Source organism: Streptomyces sp. NPDC000941 (assembly GCF_053599555.1).
This window is the reverse complement of the sequence record NZ_JBSFMM010000059.1, coordinates 38,118-53,409: the sequence shown is the minus strand read 5'-3', so window position 1 is coordinate 53,409 and position 15,292 is coordinate 38,118. Positions and strand designations below refer to the sequence as shown.

The following is a 15,292-nucleotide window of genomic DNA, read 5'->3' as shown; positions in this document are numbered from 1 at the left end:
GGGGGTGCGGGGGCCCCTTTCGGGGGGGGGGGGCCGGGCGCGGGGGGGGGGTTAAACCCACATCTCTGGGGGGGGGGCCCCCCCCCCGGGCCCCGCCCCTCAACCGCCGTGCGGCGGCGGTCAATTGTGGCCGAAGCTCTTCTGCCGGTCCTTACGGGCGGTGCTCGAAGGGGCCGTCGCCGGGCCGCCCTCCGACTGCATGGCCTGCGACTGCGCGTCCGCCTGGGAGTTCTGCGAGTTCTGCGCCTGCTCACCCTGACGGTCGGCCATCCCGCGGCCCTGGCGCTGCTGCTGCTGCTGTTGCTGCTGCTTGCGGTCGCGGTTCCGGTTCTTAGCCATGGTGCTGTGCCTCCAGTTGGGATCGCCCCCCAAGGGAAGAGCCCTCCGGGAAGAAACACTGACACGCCCGGGCGCAGGATGCATTTCGGGCAATTACCGTGAGTGAGAAGGAGGGTCTTCGAGGGTAGGCCGTATCCGCCACGCCAGTGATCCAGTTCGGACTGATAACCCCGGTACGGTCGGGCAGACTCCAGTTGAGACCGAAGACAGGAAAACGAGCACGGCTGTGCACGGGGGGCAACCGAGGACTGCTTCAGGAAAGAGGGTGGAACGTGGACCGCTGCGTCGTCCTGGTGGACGCCGGGTATCTGCTGGGCGCCGCCGCGAGCCTGCTCGCCGGGGAGCCGGCCCGGTCCCGCATCTCCGTCGACCACGCGACCCTCATCCAGGGGCTGCGCGAGCGCGCCGAAGCCGAGACCGAGCGACCGCTGCTGCGCATCTACTGGTTCGACGGAGCCCCCGACCGCGTCCCCCAGCCCGAGCACCGGCGGCTGCGCGTCATGCCCCGGGTCACCGTCCGGCTGGGCGCCCTGACCCGCAGCGACGGCCGCTGGGCGCAGAAGGGCGTGGACGCCGCCATGCACGCCGAGCTCACCGAGCTGGCCCGTAACCGCGCCTGTTCCGACATCGTGCTCGTCACCGGCGACGGCGATCTGCTGCCCGGCCTGATGTCCGCCAAGGAACATGGCGTGGCCGTCCACCTGTGGGCCGTCCAGGCCGCCGACGGCGACTACAACCAGTCGGAGGACCTGGTCGCCGAGGCCGACGAGCGGCGGGTCCTGGACCGTGCCTGGATCACCCGGGCCGTCCGCGCCAAGGACCTCACCGGGGCGTGCGCGCCCGTCTCCGAGCCCCGGCCGGAGATCGCGGCCATCCTCTCCGCCCCGCTGCCCGAGACCGCAGCCGCGGCCGCCGCGGGCGCGGTGAGCGGTGTCTCCGGGGTGCCGGGCGTCCCCGGCGACCTGGCACCGGGCCGTAACGGCGCCACGCGGCCGGGTGGCGCGCCCACGCGCGCCGCGGGCGCCCCCGGGCGGGCCGCGGCCCCTGCGGGCGGCTCCGGCGCCGTCGCCGGCGGCCCCGGCACCGCTCCCGCGGACGACACGGAGGCGGGCTCCGCCCCCGGTGGCAGAGGTGTGCCCACCCCCAAGGACCTCGCCGACCTCGGCCGCGGCCCCGCAGGCGGTCAGACGGGCGCCCAGCCCGCCCCCAGCGCCACCCTGCGCTGGTCCTCCGACAAGGGCTGGATCGAGCGCGGCTCCGGCACCGGGCTCGGCGAGCCGCCCGAGACCGCCGGGCTGCCCATGCTGGCCCAGCTCACCAGCCCCGAGCAGCGCTGGGCCGACCGCGAGGAGGACATCACCACCGTCAGCGGCGACCCCTTCGAGGTGGGCCAGGTCTTCGCCCGCCGCTGGATCGAGCGGCTCTCCGACCCGGGCCACCTCCAGCAGCTCTCCACCGAATACCCGCGCATCCCGCACCGCATCGACGGGGAACTGCTGCGCTACGCGGCCCGCTTCGGACTGCTCGCCCACAAGGACGACCAGATCGACGAGCACGACCGTTATGCGATCCGGGCCGGCTTCTGGCGCGAGATCGACACCCGTACGGCCGCCGACCACGCCCCGGCCGCGGATTGACGGCGCCCGGCGAACCGAGCCCTGAAAAGAGGTGCTGACCCGAGAGCAGGCGCGGATGATTGGGCGCGTACCCTCATAGCTCGTGAGGACGGGCGCGAAACAGGCTGCGGGCGGCGATGTGGTGTGTACCGTGCGCGGCCTGGTCAAGACCTATCCGGCCGCGCGCCGCCGCAGGGGCGTGCCCGCCGCGCCCGCCGTCCGGGCCAGCGACGGCATCGACCTCGATGTGGGCCGCGGTGAGGTGTTCGGGCTGCTCGGCCCGAACGGCGCCGGGAAGTCCACCCTGGTGCGCCAGCTCACCGGGCTGCTCCGCCCCGACGAGGGCAGCGTCCGGGTGCTCGGCCACGATCTCGTACGCCACCCCGAGCGCGCCGCGCGCCTCCTCGGCTATCTGGGGCAGGACTCGACCGCACTGGACGAGCTGACCGTCGCGCTCGCCGCCGAGACCACGGGGCGGCTGCGCGGGCTTGATGTCCGCGCGGCCCGCGCGGAGCGGGACGCGGTGATCGGGGAACTGGGCCTCGGCGAGGTGGCCGGGCGCCCGCTCAAGAAGCTCTCCGGCGGGCAGCGGCGGCTGGCCTGCCTCGCCGCCGCGCTGGTCGGGGAGCGGCCGCTGCTGGTACTGGACGAGCCGACCACCGGGATGGACCCCGTCGCACGGCGGGCCGTATGGGCCGCCGTCGACCGGCGGCGGGCGGAGCGGGGCGCGACGGTGCTGCTGGTCACCCACAATGTGATCGAGGCGGAGACCGTCCTGGACCGGGTGGCGGTGCTGGAGCGCGGCCGGGTCATCGCCTGCGACACCCCGGCCGGGCTGAAGGCGCTGGTCGCCGACGAGGTCCGGGTGGAACTCGTATGGCGCGGGGAGCCGCCGCTCGAGGTGCCCGAGGTCGCGGCGCTGCGGGAGGCCGCGCTGGCCTCCGGGCGGCGCTGGACGCTGCGGATGGCCCCGGAGCAGGCCCGGGCCGCGATCGCCGCGGTGACCGGCGGCCCGGCTTTCGCCGCGCTGGACGACTTCACGCTCGCCACGCCCAGCCTGGAGGACGTCTATCTCGCGCTCGGCGGCCGCTCGGAGGGGGCGGAGGGGCTGGTGAAGGCGTGAGGACCGTAGGGACCGCCGTAAGCACCGCCGTAGGCACTGCCGACCCCGCACGGGGCGCGGCCGGTACGGGGAACAGGAGCAGCGCAAGGTGAGTGTCGTGCCCGCGGAGGCCGTGTCCGGCGGAGAAGCCCTGACCCAGGCCGCCGAGGCGCCATGGCCCGGCGGAGACGCCGCCCCCGCCCCTCTGGCGGCGCGGGCGCGGCTGCTGCCCGCGCTGGCCGCCGTCTACCGGGCGCAGCTGTCCAGGGCCCGGGTGGCGCGGATCCCGCTGCTGTTCGTGGCGACCTTCCAGTCCGTGGGGATCATGATCCTGATGCGTGGGGTCGTGGACGGCGGGATGGAGGCGCGGTCCGTGGTCGCCGGGTCCAGCGTGCTGGTCGTGGCGTTCGTCGCGCTGAACCTGCTGGCGCAGTACTTCGGACAGCTGCGGGCGAGCGGCGGGCTCGACCACTACGCGACCCTGCCGGTGCCGCCCGCCGCCGTCGTACTCGGCGCCGCCGCCGCGTACGCCTCCTTCACCGCGCCCGGGACGCTGGTCACCGCGGTGGTGGGGAGCGCGCTGTTCCAGCTGCCGATGGCGCATCTGTGGGTGCTGGTCGCGGTGATCCCGCTGTCCGGCGCCGCCCTCGCGGGCCTGGGCGCGGCGCTCGGGCTGCTCGCGCCCCGCCAGGAACTGGCCACGCTGTGCGGGCAGTTGGGCATGTCGGCCGCGCTGTTGCTGGGCGTGCTGCCCGCCGAGCGGATGCCCGCGCCGGTGTCGTACGCGCGCGATGTGCTGCCCTCGACGTACGGTGTGGAGGCGTTGGCGCGGTCCTTCGACGGGAACCCCGACTGGCTGGTGGTCTGCGCGGACCTCGGGGTGTGCGCGGGCGTCGCGGTGATCTCGCTGACCGCCGCGACCTGGGCGTATCGGCGCGCGGCCGTGCGCTGACGCGCCGCGGCGGGCCTCCCGCCGCCCGATGTACGTCCGCCGCCTGGCACCATGACGGGGTGACCGCACCGTTGACTCCGCACGATCAGCCCGGGCAGCCTTCGCCGCACGACCCGTCTCCGCTGGGAGGTGCAGTGCCTTACCCCACCGCCCCGGACCCCTCCGGGCCGGGCCCCTCGGCTCCTGACTACTCAGAGCCCGGCCCCGAGCTGCGCGCCGAGCTGGTGCAGGCGGCGCTGGTGGCGATCGGGGTGGCGGTGTCCGGGGTGCTGCTCGGGCTGGTGTGGCTGTGGCTGGCGCCGCGGATTCCGCTGGTCTGGATCGGCGACGGGATCTACCCGAAGGACGCCGAGGGCGAGCAGGCGATGGGGGCGGACGGGGTGTTCACGCTGTGGGCGCTGGCCTTCGGGGCCGTGTCCGCGGGGCTCGCCTTCCTGTTCTTCCGGCGGGGCGGTGTCGCGCTGGTCGTGGGGCTGGCGATCGGCGGGGTGCTGGCTTCGGTGATCGCCTGGCGGCTCGGTGTATGGCTCGGACCCGAGGCGAGCATCGAGGCGCACGCCAAGGCGGTGGGCAAGGGCGTGACGTTCGACGCGCCGCTGAAGCTGGGCGCCAAGGCGGCGCTGCTGGCGTGGTCGTTCGCGGCCATGGCGGTGCACCTGGGGCTCACATCGCTCTTTGGGCCGCGAGACGAAGAGCCCATGGCGCAGCCGGCCCCGGCCCCTGGCGAGTGAGCCGAAGGGGCGCGGCCGCTGTCGAAAGTGGAGAGCGCGCGGAGGCCGCGAGGTACGAGTGGCCGAGCACGGTCGACCGTCGACAGGGGCTGTAGCGCCCCGGAGGCGAACCGAGCCCTAAAAAAGGGGGTTGCGCGCGATCGGCGCCAGCACCGCGTCCGTGAGCGCCGCGAGGTCCCCCGGCGACAGCTCGACCTCAAGACCCCGCCGCCCCGCCGAGACGCAGATCGTCCCGTGCCCGGCCGCCGACGCGTCCAGGGCCGTGGGCAGGCGCTTGCGCTGGCCGAGCGGGGAGATCCCGCCCAGCACATAGCCCGTGGTGCGCTCGGCCGCCGCCGGGTCCGCCATCGCCGCGCGCTTGCCGCCCACCGCCGCCGCCAGGGCCTTGAGGTCGAGCGTGGCGGAGACGGGCACGATCGCGACGGTCAGGCCGCCGTCGACGCTTGCGATGAGGGTCTTGAAGACCCGGGCCGGGTCCACGCCGAGGGCCTGTGCGGCCTCCTCGCCGTACGAGGGGGCCGCCGGGTCGTGCTCGTAGGCGTGCACCGTGAAGGCGGTGCCGGCGGCGGTCAGGGCGGTGGTGGCCGGGGTGCCGGCGGAGCTCTTCTTCTTGGCCATATCCGGTGCGCGCCTCAGTTGGGGCTGGTGGGGTGGCGGGTCAGATCGACCGCGGGAAGCGAGGGGAGCTTACCGATCACCGCGCTCTCCGCGCGCAGCAGTTTCAGCTCCTCGGCCAGCCGGGTGGCCGTGTCCGGGGCCTGCAGCAGCCGCTGCTTGGTCGGCGTGTCGAGTACGGCGGCGGCCGCGACCAGATAGGAGAGCACGGACGGCTCACCCGGCAGGTCCTGCTGGGCGGCCAGGGTCCGCTCGCGGGCCCCGGCGAGCCGCTTCTGGTACGTACGGAAGGCGCGTACGACACCGGAGGCCAGCACCCCGGCCCCGTCCCCCGGCTTCTCGTCGAGCTCGTCGATCTCGGCCGTCAGATACGGGCCCGAGGCGTCGACCGAGCGCAGTTGGAAGCGGGTGGTGCCGGTGGCGAGCACTTCGAAGGTGCCGTCCTTCTGCTCCCGGATGGTGGCCGCGTCCGCGACACATCCCACCGCGTGGAAGGACTTCATCGGCTCAGGCCCGAACCCGGCCGCCGCGCCGCGTTCGGGGTCGGCGGTGGGGTCCGGGAGGCCGAGTGCCGTCGGTGCGACCTCGCGGCCGTCCCGGATGGCGATGACACCGAAGCGGCGCGGCGCGTCTTCGGGGATCGCCAACAGTTCGCGCATGATGGCGCGATACCGCTGCTCGAAGACGTTCAGGGGCATGACGAGCCCCGGGAACAGCACCGTGTTCAGCGGGAAGAGCGGTAGGCGCGCGGAGGTCACGGGCGTTAAGCCTAATGGCCCCGCGCGCCCCGATCACTGGCGGCGCAGCAGTCGGGAGGCTCCGGCGGCCACTGTGGTGGCCAGGATCCAGCCGAGCATGACCATCACGATGGCCGCCCATTGGACCGCGCCGTCGGGTTTCCAGTAGCCGTCCTGGCCCAGATCGATCACCGGGAGCAGCAGGTCGAGGGTGTACAGCGAGGCGTTCCAGTTCGGCGACTCGCCCGGCTTGATGGGGTCCGGCCGGTTGTGGGCGAAGAACACCGAGCCGATCGCCCAGAGCACCGCCATCCACACCGCCGCCCGGCCGGGGCGGTAGCCGTAGGCCACGGTCCAGTCCTGGAGATATCCCCACAGTTTCCCGGCCGGCGGCAGCGTTTCGCGGCGCCGCCGCTCCTTGGCGAGCAGCACCTCGCGCGCCTCCGAGTCCTCGCCGCTGGTGCGCATCGCCGTGGCGAGCATTTCGTACGGCCCCCGGGAGAACTCCGGGGTCGCGGCCGACACCCACTCCAGCCGCCGGGCGAGTGGGAAGTGGCCGACCGGGATCAGACACTCGTAGGAGAAGCCCGCCATGGTCAGCCCGCCGGGGCCCGGCCAGCTGACCGACTTGTCCACCAGGTTGACCACCCGCGCACCGGAGAGGATCACCCGTCCGCGCTGCGGCCGCTCGCCGACGAACCGCAGCTCGGGCGTCTGGATGCGGCGCAGCGACAGCTCCTGGTCGTTCTCCATGACGAAGCGGGCCTGGTCGAAGTCGACCGCGTCATTGAACCGCCCGTCGTCCAGGCGGATCCCGCCCTCGCATTCGAAGCGCTGGATACGCGTCCCGCGCGTCGGCGTGTTGCTGGTGCCGTACGGCGGGGTGGAGCTGCCGTAGCTGCTCACCCCGGCGGCGGTGAGGTAGAGGCTGCGCTCGACGGTCAGCTGCGGGGCGTTCAGCGCCCGGCGGCCGTACGGATTGCGCAGCTGGGCGCCGCGCAGGCTGAGCGACACGCCGATCTGCGCACCGCGCATGCTCAGCTCGCCGTGTGACTCGATCATCTCGGCCTGAAGGTCCTGGCCGACGGTCAGTCCGTCGGCGCTGATCGACTGGCCGCGCCGGTCCCGGCGCACCACTAACTGGTTGAGCAGCAGATCCGTGCCTATATGGGCGTCGGTGAGCCGGATGCCGTGCTCCACGACACAGCGCGGCAGATGCAGATCGCCCTCGGTGCGCACCCGGGCCGCCTCCAGCCGGGGCAGGGCGCAGCCGACCAGCCGGAGGGTGGTGAAGTGGGCTTCGGGGAGCAGCACCTCCCGCTCGAAGCGGCAGTTCTTCATCTCCACATACGGCTCGACGGTGGCGCCGGCCAGGTCGAGCGTGCCCGTGATGTGCACCCCGTTGAGCTTGAGCGCGGCGACCCGGCCCGGCTGCGGGGGAGGGCCGTCGAGCAGCAGCAGGGCCACGACCCGGGCGCGCACACTGCGCTCGGGTCCCCAGGCGTAGGGACCGGAGGGGTCGTTGCGCTGGGGGTGGGAGGTGCGCAGATCGTGGGTGCTGCCGTTGCGGAACGCCTGCCACATGCCCCACTCCGCGGTGGTCAGGTCGAGCCCCGGGGGTGGATCGCCGTCGCGTGGCTCGGTCACAGCCGTGTTCCCTCCTGTTCTCCGTACCCCCGTACGGATCCCCATGCCCGCTGAGTAACCGCTTGAACGCTTGCGGTCAGGGTCAACTTCCAGGGTCAACTTAGGGGGTACGTATCACTCACTGATACGGGGGGCAGGCCGCCGGTGCGGGTCTGAGACAATTGATCGCGTGATCTCCCGTATCGATCTGCGCGGTGCCGCCTTCCCGGAGGGCGGGATCGACCGCGACCTGTTGCCCCGTGCCGAGCTCGACGTCGAGGCCGCCCTGGAGAAGGTGCGGCCGATCTGCGACGACGTGCGCCATCGCGGCACCGCGGCGCTGGTCGACTACGCGCAGCGGTTCGACGGAGTGACCATCGAGCGGGTGCGAGTGCCCCAGGAGGCGCTGACGCGCGCCCTCGAGGAGCTGGACCCGGCCGTACGGGCTGCCCTGGAGGAGTCCATCCGGCGGGCCAGGCTGGTCCACCGCGAGCAGCGCCGCACCGACCACACCACACAGGTCGTGCCGGGCGGCACGGTCACCGAGCGCTGGGTGCCGGTCGAGCGGGTGGGGCTCTATGTGCCGGGCGGCCGGTCCGTCTACCCGTCCTCCGTTGTGATGAATGTGGTGCCCGCGCAGGAGGCCGGGGTCGGCTCGATGGCCGTCGCCTCGCCGCCCCAGCGTGACTTCGGCGGGCTGCCGCACCCCACGATCCTGGCGGCGTGCGCGCTGCTCGGCGTGGACGAGGTGTACGCGGCGGGAGGTGCCCAGGCCGTCGCCATGTTCGCGTACGGCACCGAGGAGTGCCGCCCGGTCTCCCTGGTCACCGGGCCCGGAAACATCTGGGTGGCCGCGGCCAAGCGGCTGCTCAAGGGGCGTATCGGCATCGACGCCGAGGCCGGTCCGACCGAGATCGCGATCCTCGCCGACGCCACCGCAGACCCGGTGCATGTCGCCGCCGACCTGATCAGCCAGGCCGAGCACGACCCGCTGGCCGCCTCGGTGCTCGTCACCGACTCCGAGGAGCTGGCCTCGACGGTCGAGAAGCAGCTGGACGTGCAGGTCGCCGCGGCCAAGCACGTCGAGGACCGGATCCGCCCGGCGCTGACCGGGCGCCAGTCCGGCATCGTGCTGGTCGACGGCCTCGACCAGGGCCTCGCGGTCGTGGACGCGTACGCCGCCGAGCACCTGGAGATCCAGACCAGGGACGCGGCGGCGGTCGCGGCCCGGGTGCGGAACGCCGGGGCGGTCTTCGTCGGGCCGTACGCGCCCGTCAGCCTCGGCGACTACGCGGCCGGGTCCAACCATGTGCTGCCCACCGGCGGCTGCGCCTGCCACTCCTCGGGGCTTTCGGTGCAGTCCTTCCTGCGCGGCATCCATGTCGTGGACTACACGCGGGAGGCGCTGGCGGAGGTCGCCGGCCATGTGGTGACACTCGCCGAGGCGGAGGATCTGCCCGCCCACGGCGCCGCGGTGAAGGCAAGGTTCGACTGGAAGGTGCCAGGGGACAAGTGACCCGGATCGACGATCTCCCCATCAGGGACGAGCTGCGCGGCAAGTCCCCGTACGGCGCCCCTCAGCTGGACGTGCCCGTACGGCTGAACACCAACGAGAATCCGTACCAGCTGCCCGAGGCGCTGGTGGCCCGGATCTCCGAGCGGGTCGCCGAGGCGGCCCGCCACCTCAACCGCTACCCGGACCGGGACGCGATCGAGCTGCGCACCGAGCTCGCGAAGTATCTGACCCGCACCGCCGGGCACGAGGTCGGTGTGGCCGATGTGTGGGCCGCCAACGGTTCGAACGAGGTGCTGCAGCAGCTGCTGCAGACCTTCGGCGGACCCGGGCGCACCGCCATCGGCTTCGAGCCCTCGTACTCGATGCACGCGCTGATCTCCCGCGGCACCGGCACCGGCTGGATCTCCGGCCCGCGGAACCCCGACTACACCATCGATGTCGACGCGGCCCGCGCGGCCATCGCCGAGCACCGCCCCGACGTCGTCTTCGTCACCTCGCCGAACAACCCGACCGGCACCGCCGTCGAGGCCGAGACCGTCCTGGCCCTGCACGACGCGGCCCAGAAGGCGCGGGCGAGGGCGGCCGGGGCGCTGGTGGTGATCGACGAGGCGTACGGCGAGTTCAGCCACCGCCCCTCGCTGCTTCCGCTGATCGAGGGACGGCCGCGGCTGGTCCTCACCCGGACGATGTCCAAGGCGTTCGGCGCGGCCGGGCTGCGGCTCGGCTACCTCGCCGCCGACCCGGCGGTGGTGGACGCCGTCCAGTTGGTCCGGCTGCCGTACCACCTGTCCACCGTCACCCAGGCCACCGCGCTGGCCGCCCTCGAACACACCGATACCCTGCTCGGGTACGTCGAGGCGCTCAAGGCCGAGCGCGACCGGCTGGTGCGCGAGCTGCGCGCACTCGGCTGCGAGGTGACCGAGTCGGACGCCAACTTCGTACAGTTCGGCCGCTTCGAGGACGCCCAGAAGGCGTGGCAGGCCCTGCTGGAGCGGGGGGTCCTGGTCCGTGACCTGGGCGTACCGGGCATGCTGCGGGCCACCGCGGGCACCCCGGCCGAGAACGACGCGTTCCTCGACGCGGTCCGCGAACTGATGAAGGAGACAAGCGCATGACCCGCGTGGGCCGTGTGGAGCGCACCACCAAGGAAACCTCGGTCGTCGTCGAGATCGACCTCGACGGCGTCGGCAAGGTCGACGTCTCGACGGGCGTCGGCTTCTACGACCACATGCTCGACCAGCTCGGCCGCCACGGCCTCTTCGACCTCACCGTCAAGACCGAGGGCGACCTGCACATCGACACCCACCACACCATCGAGGACACCGCCCTCGCGCTCGGCGCCGCGTTCAAGCAGGCGCTCGGCGACAAGGTGGGGATCTACCGCTTCGGCAACTGCACGGTGCCGCTGGACGAGTCGCTGGCCCAGGTGACCGTCGACCTCTCGGGCCGCCCGTACCTGGTGCACAGCGAGCCGGAGAACATGGCGCCGATGATCGGCAGCTACGACACGACGATGACCCGGCACATCCTGGAGTCCTTCGTCGCACAGGCGCAGATCGCCCTGCACGTCCACGTCCCGTACGGGCGCAACGCCCACCACATCGTCGAATGCCAGTTCAAGGCGCTGGCGCGGGCGCTGCGCTATGCGAGCGAGCGCGATCCGCGGGCAGCGGGCATTCTTCCCTCTACGAAGGGCGCCCTGTGAGCGGTCTTTCCACTGCCTTTATCGTTGTCGGCCTGTTTCTGCTCGGCGGGGTCTACTCCTTCGTCAAGCAGGGTCTGCCCAAGAGCGTCATCGTGCTGCTCGGCATCGGCGCCACGATGTCGCTCATGGCCGGAATCCTTCGGCTGGAGGTCTGGAATTGACCGCGGGCGCGAAGAAGGCCGCCAAGGCCGCCAAGAAGGTCGTCGTCTTCGACTACGGCTTCGGTAATGTACGGTCCGCCGAGCGGGCCCTCGCCCACGTCGGCGCTGACGTCGAGATCACCCGTGACTTCGACCGCGCCACCGCCGCCGACGGCCTTCTGGTTCCCGGCGTCGGCGCCTTCGCCGCCTGTATGAAGGGGCTGCGCGAGGCTCGCGGCGACTGGCTCGTGGGGCGTCGGCTGGCCGGCGGGCGGCCGGTGATGGGCATCTGCGTCGGCATGCAGATCCTCTTCGGGCGCGGTATCGAGCACGGCGTCGAGGCCGAGGGCCTGGACGAATGGCCGGGCACCGTCGAGCAGCTGAACGCCCCCGTCGTCCCCCACATGGGGTGGAACACGGTCAAGGCGCCCGAGGACTCCCAGCTCTTCGCGGGCCTGGACGACGACGCCCGGTACTACTTCGTGCACTCCTACGCGGTCCGCACCTGGGAGCTCGAAGTGACCAACCCGAACATCCGCGCCCCCAAGGTCACCTGGGCCACGCACGGCGAGCCGTTCGTCGCCGCGGTCGAGAACGGGCCGCTGTGGGCGACCCAGTTCCACCCCGAGAAGTCCGGCGACGCCGGGGCGCAGCTGCTGCGCAACTGGCTCGACACGCTCTGACCGTCGGCCCGACCCGCCCTGGCCTTCCCGTACCAGCCCGCACCTCACCGTAAGGTCTCCCATGAGCACGCACCGCCTCGAACTCCTCCCCGCCGTCGACGTCCGCGACGGCCAGGCCGTACGCCTCGTCCACGGCGAGTCCGGCTCCGAGACGTCCTACGGCGACCCGCTGGAGGCCGCCCTCACCTGGCAGCGGGCGGGCGCCGAGTGGCTGCACCTGGTGGATCTCGACGCGGCCTTCGGCACCGGCGACAACCGCGAGCGGATCGCCGAAGTCGTGCGCACCATGGACATCAAGGTCGAGCTCTCCGGCGGCATCCGCGACGACGCGTCGCTCGCCGCCGCCCTCGCCACCGGCTGCACCCGCGTCAACCTCGGCACCGCAGCGCTGGAGTCCCCGGAGTGGGTCGCCAAGGTCATCGCAGAGTTCGGGGACCGCATCGCGGTCGGCCTCGACGTCCGCGGCACCACCCTGCGCGGCCGCGGCTGGACCCGCGACGGCGGCGATCTGTACGAGACCCTGGCCCGTCTGGACTCCGAGGGCTGCGCCCGCTACGTCGTCACCGACATCGCCAAGGACGGCACCCTCCAGGGCCCCAACGTGGAGCTGCTGAAGAACGTCTGCGCCGCGACCGACAAGCCGGTCGTCGCCTCCGGCGGCGTTTCCTCCCTTGACGATTTGCGCGTCCTTGCGACCCTGGTACCGGAGGGTGTGGAGGGCGCCATCGTCGGCAAGGCCCTCTACGCCAAGGCGTTCACCCTGGAAGAGGCGTTGGAGGCGGTTTCCGTATGACCTCACCCGAGCCCGTGCGGCGCGTCCAGGCGGACAGCCCCTGGGAAGAGACCATCGGCTTCGCCAGGGCCGTCGCGGCCGGCGACCGGGTCTTGGTCGCCGGGACGATGCCGCTGGTGGGCGGGGTCCTCCAGGGCGAGGGCGATCCGTACGAACAGACGCTGGCCGCCTTCCGCAACGCGCTGGACGCGCTGCGGAAGTTCGACCTCGATGTCGAATCGGTCATCCGTACCCGTATGTACCTCACCCACGCGCGCGATGTGGACGAGGTGGGCCGCGCACACAAGGAGCTCTTCGACGCCGTACGCCCCGCCGCGACCCTCGTCGTGGTGTCCGGTTTCGTCGACTCGCGCGTCCTGGTGGAAGTCGAAGTAGAAGCATTCCGAGGAGCCCGAGCGTCATGACCCTGGCGGTCCGAGTCATCCCCTGCCTGGACGTGGACAACGGCCGGGTCGTCAAGGGAGTCAACTTCCAGAACCTGCGGGACGCCGGCGACCCCGTCGAGATGGCCAAGATCTACGGCGAGGAGGGCGCCGACGAGCTGACCTTCCTCGACATCACGGCCTCCTCGGGCGACCGCGAGACCACGTACGACGTGGTGCGCCGCACCGCCGAGCAGGTCTTCATCCCGCTCACCGTGGGCGGCGGTGTGCGCACCGTGGAGGACGTCGACAAGCTGCTGCGGGCCGGCGCCGACAAGGTCGGCGTCAACACCGCCGCCATCGCCCGCCCCGAGCTGATCCGGGAGATCGCCGAGCGCTTCGGCAGCCAGGTCCTGGTCCTGTCCGTCGACGCCCGCCGCTGCGGTGAGGGCACCGTCACCGCGTCCGGCTACGAGGTCACCACCCACGGCGGCCGCCGCGGCACCGGCATCGACGCCGTCGAATGGGCCCACCGCGCGGCCGAGCTGGGCGCGGGGGAGATCCTGCTGAACTCGATGGACGCCGACGGCACCAAGGACGGCTACGACACCGCCATGGTCGAGGCGGTGCGCAAGCACGTCACCGTCCCCGTCATCGCCAGCGGCGGCGCCGGGAAGCTCGCCGACTTCTCCCCGGCGATCGTCGCGGGTGCGGACGCGGTGCTCGCGGCCTCCGTCTTCCACTTCGGCGATCTGCGCATCGGCCAGGTCAAGGAGGCGCTGCGGGAGGCGGGGCACCCGGTGCGGCTGTAGGCCCCTCCGTGCTCCGGACGGCGAGGGCACGCCGCCGCCCGGAGCGCCGGGGCCCGGTTCAGCTCCCGCTGATGTCGAAGGCGCGCAGGACGAGCTTGCCCTGGGGGTCGTCGATCGGGTGGCCGATCACGTAGAGCGTGTTGCCCAACGCGCCGACGCTCATCATGTCGACACGGTTCAGCGAGTGCTTCGGCGTGTAGAGCACGCCCCGGGACTCCTCTTTGCCGTCCCGCAGCCCGACGGAGACCAGGGTCGGATCCCCGCCCAGTTGCTCGGCGGCCTTCAGCGCGACCACCTTGCCGTCCTCCAGGCCGACCTGCCTCGTCTGCTTCTTGGACCACAGCACCTTGCCGGTCTTGAGGTCGGTGGCCCCCAGGCCCGCGGTGTCGTCATAGTTGGACAGCAGCACCGACTCGTCCCTGACGACGACGTCCGTGTTCCCGAACTGGACGTTCGCCAGTTTGCCCGTCAGACGGAAGCTCTTGCCGGGCTTTCCCTCCTTCGTATAGGTCTGGAGATAGCGCTTGGCGTCGTCGTTGCCCTCCTGGTCGACCAGGACCAGGGTCAGCGGGTCGTCCCCCACCACCTGCTCCACGTCCCGCTTCTCGCCCGGGAACTTCCAGACGTCCCCGTACCGCAGATCATGGATGCTCAGCTGGTCCTCGGGTTTGACGTCGCTGCAACTGCTGGAGGCAGCCAGGTAGTCCGAGGACCACACGATGTCGTTCCCGCAGTCGTGGCCGCGTGAGTACACCGTCCATTTCTTCTCACCGCCGGAGATGGAGTACGCCGACACCGGGCCAATGCTGGCGACCACCGTGTCATCGCTGACCTCGACGTGCGGCGCGACCGTCTTGTAGCTGCTCGACAGGTTCTTCGACCACAGCGTCTTTCCGGTCTCCGTGTCGAAGACGACGAGGAACGCACAGTCGTTGCCCCCCGCGTCGTAGACGGCGGCGCCGACGCCATCGGAGTTCGGCTGCGGAGCGATGGCGCAGACCTCGCTCGCCCCCTTGGGCGTCTTCACCGTCCACAGCTTCTTGCCGGTCTCGGGGTCGAAGGCGCGCACGCCGTTGTCGTCGGCGTAGACGGGGCCGCGATCGGTCGTCCACAGCGCGGGCAGCCCGCTGAGGCTGCCCAGGACGTGCGACTTGGGCAGCTCCGCCTGCCACTTCTGGTGCAGGGCGTTGGCCGGGGGCGATGACTGGTTCGCCGCGGGGCCGCCGGAGCTGCCGGAGCCCGAGCTGCTGTTCTTGGACAGCGCGACCGCCATGCCGCCCGCCAGCAGCAGCACGACGAGGGCGATGACGGTCGCGACCTTGCCCCCGCCGCGACGCGGGGGCACGGGCGGGGGCGGAGGCGGCGGCCACTGGGACGCGGGGGCGGGGCCGCCCCCGGGTTGCGGCTGCGGCTGCGGATACGGCGGATACGAGGGCGGGCCCGGCTGCCCGGGCTCGCCCTGCCCGTTCGGCGCGCCCCGCCCGGGCGCGCCGCTGTCGTCCTCGTACGTCATGGTTCGTTCCAACCCCCGTCCACCGACCGGGCCACGACCTGCGGCCCGCA

The 15,292-nt window shown here is 72.3% G+C and carries 17 protein-coding genes; 12 read left to right on the top strand and 5 right to left on the bottom strand.

The annotated features are described in order from the left end of the window. Positions 1 to 120: 120 nt before the first annotated feature. Positions 121 to 339 (bottom strand): hypothetical protein, encoded by a 219-nt coding sequence (locus ACWDSL_RS20715; RefSeq protein WP_450487384.1) that lies wholly within the window; start codon positions 337 to 339, stop codon positions 121 to 123. Positions 340 to 611: 272 nt separating this feature from the next. On the opposite strand from ACWDSL_RS20715, the gene ACWDSL_RS20710 reads away from it, so the two are divergent. The 4 genes from ACWDSL_RS20710 (at position 612) to ACWDSL_RS20695 (ending at position 4,740) form a co-directional block, all read left to right on the top strand. Then, on the top strand, positions 612 to 1,976 hold the full coding sequence (locus ACWDSL_RS20710; RefSeq protein ID WP_450487382.1) for an NYN domain-containing protein: 1,365 nt from the start codon (positions 612 to 614) through the stop codon (positions 1,974 to 1,976). An 82-nt stretch (positions 1,977 to 2,058) separates the two neighbouring features. After that, positions 2,059 to 3,078, top strand: a complete 1,020-nt coding sequence (locus tag ACWDSL_RS20705; protein WP_450487380.1) for an ABC transporter ATP-binding protein — start codon at positions 2,059 to 2,061, stop codon at positions 3,076 to 3,078. A 130-nt stretch (positions 3,079 to 3,208) separates the two neighbouring features. Further along, entirely contained in the window at positions 3,209 to 4,009 is an 801-nt protein-coding gene (locus ACWDSL_RS20700) for an ABC transporter permease (protein WP_450487390.1), read from the top strand. Between the two features lie 59 nt (positions 4,010 to 4,068). Continuing rightward, positions 4,069 to 4,740 carry a DUF2567 domain-containing protein gene (locus ACWDSL_RS20695; RefSeq protein WP_450487378.1) on the top strand — a complete coding sequence of 224 codons (672 nt, stop codon included), beginning with the start codon at positions 4,069 to 4,071 and terminating at the stop codon, positions 4,738 to 4,740. 117 nt (positions 4,741 to 4,857) lie between these two features. On the opposite strand, the gene ybaK is transcribed toward ACWDSL_RS20695, so the two are convergent. The 3 genes from ybaK to ACWDSL_RS20680 are packed head-to-tail and all read right to left on the bottom strand — an operon-like array spanning position 4,858 to position 7,739. Continuing rightward, positions 4,858 to 5,358 carry a Cys-tRNA(Pro) deacylase gene (gene ybaK / locus ACWDSL_RS20690; protein WP_450487376.1) on the bottom strand — a complete coding sequence of 167 codons (501 nt, stop codon included), beginning with the start codon at positions 5,356 to 5,358 and terminating at the stop codon, positions 4,858 to 4,860. Positions 5,359 to 5,372: 14 nt separating this feature from the next. Continuing rightward, positions 5,373 to 6,113 (bottom strand): LON peptidase substrate-binding domain-containing protein, encoded by a 741-nt coding sequence (locus ACWDSL_RS20685; RefSeq protein WP_450487374.1) that lies wholly within the window; start codon positions 6,111 to 6,113, stop codon positions 5,373 to 5,375. A 33-nt stretch (positions 6,114 to 6,146) separates the two neighbouring features. Next, entirely contained in the window at positions 6,147 to 7,739 is a 1,593-nt protein-coding gene (locus tag ACWDSL_RS20680) for an oxidoreductase (protein ID WP_450487372.1), read from the bottom strand. 169 nt (positions 7,740 to 7,908) lie between these two features. On the opposite strand from ACWDSL_RS20680, the gene hisD reads away from it, so the two are divergent. The 8 genes from hisD to hisF all read left to right on the top strand — a co-directional run bounded on the left by hisD (position 7,909) and on the right by hisF (position 13,729). Continuing rightward, a complete protein-coding gene (gene hisD / locus ACWDSL_RS20675; protein ID WP_450487370.1) occupies positions 7,909 to 9,234 on the top strand; it encodes a histidinol dehydrogenase in 1,326 nt (441 codons plus the stop codon). Continuing rightward, positions 9,231 to 10,349, top strand: coding sequence for a histidinol-phosphate transaminase (locus ACWDSL_RS20670; RefSeq protein ID WP_450487368.1), 1,119 nt, complete (start codon positions 9,231 to 9,233; stop codon positions 10,347 to 10,349). Before hisD ends, ACWDSL_RS20670 begins: the two co-directional genes overlap by 4 nt. Further along, on the top strand, positions 10,346 to 10,939 hold the full coding sequence (gene hisB / locus ACWDSL_RS20665) for an imidazoleglycerol-phosphate dehydratase HisB (protein ID WP_450487366.1): 594 nt from the start codon (positions 10,346 to 10,348) through the stop codon (positions 10,937 to 10,939). Before ACWDSL_RS20670 ends, hisB begins: the two co-directional genes overlap by 4 nt. Further along, positions 10,936 to 11,100: a hypothetical protein gene (locus ACWDSL_RS20660; RefSeq protein ID WP_450487364.1), complete on the top strand. Its 165-nt coding sequence runs from the start codon at positions 10,936 to 10,938 to the stop codon at positions 11,098 to 11,100. Before hisB ends, ACWDSL_RS20660 begins: the two co-directional genes overlap by 4 nt. After that, positions 11,097 to 11,762, top strand: a complete 666-nt coding sequence (gene hisH / locus ACWDSL_RS20655; protein WP_450487362.1) for an imidazole glycerol phosphate synthase subunit HisH — start codon at positions 11,097 to 11,099, stop codon at positions 11,760 to 11,762. Before ACWDSL_RS20660 ends, hisH begins: the two co-directional genes overlap by 4 nt. 61 nt (positions 11,763 to 11,823) lie before the next feature. Then, a complete protein-coding gene (priA, locus tag ACWDSL_RS20650) occupies positions 11,824 to 12,555 on the top strand; it encodes a bifunctional 1-(5-phosphoribosyl)-5-((5-phosphoribosylamino)methylideneamino)imidazole-4-carboxamide isomerase/phosphoribosylanthranilate isomerase PriA (RefSeq protein WP_014180482.1) in 732 nt (243 codons plus the stop codon). Continuing rightward, the gene (locus ACWDSL_RS20645; RefSeq protein ID WP_450487359.1) at positions 12,552 to 12,959 is read left to right on the top strand and encodes a RidA family protein; all 408 of its coding nucleotides are present in this window, start codon (positions 12,552 to 12,554) and stop codon (positions 12,957 to 12,959) included. The genes priA and ACWDSL_RS20645 overlap by 4 nt, the downstream gene beginning before the upstream one ends. Beyond that, on the top strand, positions 12,956 to 13,729 hold the full coding sequence (hisF, locus tag ACWDSL_RS20640) for an imidazole glycerol phosphate synthase subunit HisF (protein ID WP_450487357.1): 774 nt from the start codon (positions 12,956 to 12,958) through the stop codon (positions 13,727 to 13,729). The genes ACWDSL_RS20645 and hisF overlap by 4 nt, the downstream gene beginning before the upstream one ends. A gap of 58 nt (positions 13,730 to 13,787) precedes the next feature. Here hisF and ACWDSL_RS20635 read toward each other — a convergent pair whose 3' ends face one another. Beyond that, positions 13,788 to 15,242 carry an outer membrane protein assembly factor BamB family protein gene (locus ACWDSL_RS20635; RefSeq protein ID WP_450487355.1) on the bottom strand — a complete coding sequence of 485 codons (1,455 nt, stop codon included), beginning with the start codon at positions 15,240 to 15,242 and terminating at the stop codon, positions 13,788 to 13,790. Positions 15,243 to 15,292 lie beyond the last annotated feature (50 nt).